Below are 2,815 nucleotides of genomic sequence, written 5' to 3' on the forward strand. Positions count from 1 at the left end.
TGGCCGTCGACGCCGACGAGGACGCGGTGGACCGCGCGAGGGCGGCGACGTTGCGGCTGACGTGCCTGGCGTCGGCGGCCGGGCTGCCGGCCCTGTCGGCGCCCCTGGGCAGGGTCGGGTCCCTACCGCTGGGGCTGTGCCTGGTGGGCGGGCCAGGCACCGACCGGGACCTGGTGCGGCTCCTGCTGACCGAGGAGGTGGCGCAGTGACGGGACGCAACGCGTGGACGTTGAGCGACACCACCGCGGACCTGCGCCGCTCCGCACGCGGCCCGGTGCCGGTGGAGGTCACGGCCGCACCGCAGGACCTCGTCCTGGACCTGGCCCGCACGGCCGTGGTGGTCGTGGACATGCAGAACGACTTCTGCCACCCCGACGGCTGGTTGGCGGGCATCGGGGTGGACGTCACCCCGGCCCGCGCCCCGATCCCGGTGCTGGCCGAGCTGGTCCCGGCCCTGCGCGGGGCGGGCGCTGCGGTGGTGTGGGTGGGGTGGGGCAACCGCCCGGACCGGGCGAACCTGCCGCCGGGGGTCCTGCACGTGTACGACCCGGCGGGCACGGGCACGGGGATCGGCTCCCTCAGCAACCGGGCGGGTGCACCGGTGCTGCAGGAGGGGTCGTGGGCGGCGGCCCTGGTCGAGGAGCTCGCCGCCGTGGTGGAGCCGGGTGACGTGCACGTGCCCAAGTTCCGGATGAGCGGGTTCGTGGACACCGTGCTGGACTCGGTGCTGCGCAACCTGCGGGTCGACACCCTGCTCCTCACCGGGGTGAACGCCGACCAGTGCGTGCTGAACACCCTCACCGACGCCGCGAACCTCGGGTACGACGTGGTGATGGTCGAGGACGCGGTGGCCACGACGTCGCCGTCGTTCTGCATGGACGCCACCGTCTACAACGTGCGCCAGTGCTACGGGTTCACGACCCGTGCGGCGAACCTCCTGCCGGCGGTGCGGCGGGCGGGCGCATGACCACCGCGCCGGAGCGGCCTCGCACCGCAAGGCGCGGACCTGGTCGGGCCCGCATCGCACGGGCGGCACGGGCCGTCGCTGCGAGGGTCGACCCGTTCCTGGCGATGCTGGTGGGTGTGGTGGCGCTCGCCTCGGTGCTGCCGGCACGCGGGGTGGTGGCCGAGCACCTGGGGTCGGTGGTCTTCGGGGCGGTCGCGTTCCTGTTCTTCCTGTACGGGGTGCGGCTGCCCACCGCCGAGGCGTGGGCGGCGGTGCGGGCCTGGCGGTTGCACACCGCGGTGCTGGCGGTGACGTACGTGGTGTTCCCGTTGCTGGGTCTGCTCGCGTACCTGCTGGCCGGGCCGGTGCTGCCGCAGGACCTGGCCCGCGGGGTCCTGTTCCTGACGTTGCTGCCCTCGACGGTGCAGTCCTCGATCGCGTTCACGTCGATCGCGCGGGGGAACGTGGCGGGTGCGGTGGTGTCGGCGTCGTTGTCGAACCTGCTGGGCATCGTGATGGCACCGGTGCTGGTGGCGTTGCTCATGGGTGGGGTGCTGGACGTGACCGGCGGGGCGTTGGGGCGCATCGCGGTGCAGCTGCTGGTGCCGTTCGTCGCGGGGCAGCTGCTGCGCCGCCACCTGGTCGGGTTGGTGACCAGGCGCCCGGCCCTGACGCGCGCGGCCGACCGTGGGGCGATCCTGCTGGTGGTGTACGCGGCGTTCAGCGACGCGGTCACGGACGGGATCTGGGCCACGGTGTCCGTACGCGACCTGCTGGTGATCACGGTGCTGGTCTCGGCGGTGCTGGCAGCGGCATTGGCGCTGACCGCCACGGCCGGCAGGCGCCTGGGGTTCGACCGTGCGGACCGGGTGGTCCTGCTGATGTGCGGGTCGAAGAAGTCGTTGGCGTCGGGGGTGCCGATCGCGATGGTGCTGCTGCCACCGGCGTCCCTGGGCGTCATGCTCCTGCCGTTGATGATCTTCCACCAGGTGCAGCTGCTGGTGGGTGCCACACTCGCCCGTCGACTCGCGTCCCGGGCACCGGACCCGGTCGGTAGGGTCGGTGCCGACCCCGAGGCCCGGCAGAAGGACCACCACCGTGAGCACCCACCACGGACCGACCCACCACGACGACGAGGCACCCCGCCGTGACGCCCGCCCGATGGTGTGGCTGGTGGTCATCGCCCTGGTCGGGGTGATCATCAGCCCGTTCATGGGAGCCGCCGCCGCCGGGGTGTTCGCCGTCAAGGGGCCCCGTCACCTACGCCTGCTCGCGATCGTGATCGCCGCGTTCCTCGTCAGCCTGATCTTCATGACCCGCCCCTTGCTGGAGCAGTTCGGCTGACCCGCGACCGCGCCTGCTCAGGCGGTCGGCCCCACGTACAGCCACCGTCCGTCGTCGCGCGTGAAGGTGCTGACCTCGTGCATCCGGCCCCTGTTGGTGCCCTGCCGGTAGTGGGCGACGAACTCCACGACTCCGTGGGCGTCGAACGGCCCTCCGGCCACGGCGCTCAGCACGTCCAGGCGGGTCCAGCGGACGTCGTCGTCCAGCTCCAGGTCCTCCGGCCGGGTGCTGGGGTGCCAGGTCCTGGTCAGGTACCCGGGATCCCCGACGGCGAATGCCGCGTACCGCGAGCGCATGAGCTGCTCGGCGGTGGGCGCCTGCGTGGCCCCGCTGTGGAACCGCGCGCAGCACACGTCGTACGTGTCACCACTCAGGCACGGGCACCGCGTCGCACTCACCCCCGCAGTATGTCCCGCCCGCCCCCACCCCCCACGCGCTCGACCTCAGACGCCGGACGCCGAGATCGTGCTTCTCCGTCGAGATCGTGAGTTCCAAGTCACGATCTCGACCGAAACTCACGATCTC

The 2,815-nt window shown here is 72.6% G+C and carries 4 protein-coding genes and 1 pseudogene; 4 read left to right on the plus strand and 1 reads right to left on the minus strand.

The window, feature by feature from the left end; translation table 11 throughout:
• The 4 genes and pseudogenes from N869_RS17970 to N869_RS14125 all read left to right on the plus strand — a co-directional run.
• Positions 1 to 209 (plus strand): annotated as a pseudogene (locus N869_RS17970) (hypothetical protein); the annotation flags it as partial.
• Positions 206 to 967, plus strand: a complete 762-nt coding sequence (locus N869_RS14115) for a cysteine hydrolase family protein (RefSeq protein WP_035062643.1) — start codon at positions 206 to 208, stop codon at positions 965 to 967. The pseudogene N869_RS17970 and the gene N869_RS14115, both read left to right, overlap by 4 nt.
• Positions 964 to 2,097: a bile acid:sodium symporter family protein gene (locus tag N869_RS14120; RefSeq protein ID WP_084137224.1), complete on the plus strand. Its 1,134-nt coding sequence runs from the start codon at positions 964 to 966 to the stop codon at positions 2,095 to 2,097. Before N869_RS14115 ends, N869_RS14120 begins: the two co-directional genes overlap by 4 nt.
• On the plus strand, positions 2,045 to 2,290 hold the full coding sequence (locus N869_RS14125) for a hypothetical protein (protein ID WP_035062644.1): 246 nt from the start codon (positions 2,045 to 2,047) through the stop codon (positions 2,288 to 2,290). The genes N869_RS14120 and N869_RS14125 overlap by 53 nt, the downstream gene beginning before the upstream one ends.
• A 17-nt stretch (positions 2,291 to 2,307) precedes the next feature.
• On the opposite strand, the gene N869_RS14130 is transcribed toward N869_RS14125, so the two are convergent.
• A complete protein-coding gene (locus tag N869_RS14130) occupies positions 2,308 to 2,688 on the minus strand; it encodes a YchJ family protein (RefSeq protein ID WP_035062646.1) in 381 nt (126 codons plus the stop codon).
• Positions 2,689 to 2,815 lie beyond the last annotated feature (127 nt).

It is taken from the genome of Cellulomonas bogoriensis 69B4 = DSM 16987 (assembly GCF_000767165.1).
GTDB lineage: Bacteria > Actinomycetota > Actinomycetes > Actinomycetales > Cellulomonadaceae > Actinotalea > Actinotalea bogoriensis.

Bases quoted from the DNA above. Each gene is read 5' to 3' on its own strand.
- N869_RS14120 (WP_084137224.1), top strand. From the start codon at position 964: ATGACCACCGCGCCGGAGCGGCCTCGCACCGCAAGGCGCGGACCTGGT.